Annotated in this window: 1 protein-coding gene; it reads left to right on the top strand. The window is 47.0% G+C overall.

The features are described 5' to 3' along the window. The first annotated feature begins 295 nt into the window (after positions 1–295). A complete protein-coding gene (locus VN105_RS01365) occupies positions 296–1,432 on the top strand; it encodes a glycoside hydrolase family 88/105 protein (RefSeq protein ID WP_325637170.1) in 1,137 nt (378 codons plus the stop codon). Positions 1,433–1,594 lie beyond the last annotated feature (162 nt).

Raw genomic sequence — 1,594 nt, 5'->3', positions numbered from 1 at the left:
TATCGCCGGCGCGGTAAATGGGATTATATTGCCCGTCTCGCTGACAGTGATGTTAATCGCTGCATATAAACCGGCAATTGTCGGTGTCTATAAACAACCGTTGATCCTCACGCTGATTGGCGTGACAATCGTTGTCTTAATGGCCTTTATGAGCCTGCGTGTGATGATGGATCTATAATTTTTTGGCGGTTCAACCGCAGATGTCAATATTTCCACCTAAATGACCGAAAATTACCCTTCGAAAAAGTAGCGGCATAACGATATTTGGTATAATAACTAAATATAAACCCAGCTGATGATAACAATTGTGAGGTCGATACTCTCGGGTATTGCTGTGTCTTTGGCGCTATATGCGTCGGCTCAGCACATGGATTTAAAAAACTGGCCCGAAAAGGCCAATCCAACGCGTGTTGGCCGATTGGTCGCGCAGCGTTTTGCCGAAAGTCCACATAATAGCTTTAAACCGCCAGCACCACCCAAATCCATTACTTATCCTGAAGTATGTACCTGGTATGGGGCATTGAAGTTTGCGGAAATCTCTCAGGACAAAGCGCTGCTCGATAAGCTGACACAACGCTTTATGCCTTTTTTTGATACCGAGAAGCACTTGGTACCGCGACCCTGGCATGTGGATTTTGCGGTGTTTGGAACGGTTCCCCTAGAACTTTTCCGGCAGACAAAAAACAAAACTTTTCGCGAGATGGGGATGCGTTTTGCCGATGCGCAATGGAGTATTCCTATTGATTCGCCCCAAACGGTGAAAGATTCCTACCAGAAGTTTCTGGACAAGGGGCTGACCTGGCAGACACGCTATTGGATAGATGATATGTACATGATCACCATGCTGCAGTCCAAAGCATTTCAGGTAACCGGACAACGTAAATACATTGATCGTGCAGCACATGAAATGCTTGTCTACCTCGATACCATTCAAAAAGAAAACGGCCTATTCTATCATGCCCCGGATGCACCTTTCTTTTGGGGTAGGGGAAATGGCTGGATGGCTGCCGGGATGAGCGAATTGCTATCTGCTTTGCCCAAGGACAACCTCAATAGACCTGCCATTTTGGCCTCTTACAAAAAAATGATGGCCAGCCTCAAAAAATATCAACGTGAAGATGGCTTGTGGGGGCAACTGATCGATAGACCGGAATCCTGGGCAGAAACTTCGGGTTCGGCCATGTTTACCTATGCGCTGATCACAGGCGTGCGGAACGGCTGGCTTGATGCCAGTGAATATACGCCCATCGCACGTAAGGCTTGGTTGGCGCTGGTCGGGTATATCAATAGGGAAGGGGATATTGCCAATGTCTGTGAAGGGACAAACCGAAAAAATGATTATCAGTACTACCTGGATCGAAAACAAAAAACAGGTGATATGCATGGGCAGGCGCCGATACTCTGGTGCATATATGCCCTGTTAAAAAAATAAGCATTATGGAAAAAATCCTGATTATCCTGTTGCTGTTGCTCTGTAGTCATGCAAAGGCACAGCCTATCCAATGGAAAGAACAATACCCCGGTGTATGGAAGGGCACCTTTGGCCAACCTGAAAAATACACCCTGCTGGGTGCTGCGGGTATTGAACCGCGCG

The sequence above is a fragment of the Chitinophaga sp. genome, assembly GCF_035564935.1.
GTDB lineage: Bacteria > Bacteroidota > Bacteroidia > Chitinophagales > Chitinophagaceae > Chitinophaga.
This window is presented reverse-complemented; position numbering and strand designations above follow the sequence as displayed.

Bases quoted from the DNA above. Each gene is read 5' to 3' on its own strand.
- VN105_RS01365 (WP_325637170.1), top strand. From the start codon at position 296: ATGATAACAATTGTGAGGTCGATACTCTCGGGTATTGCTGTGTCTTTG.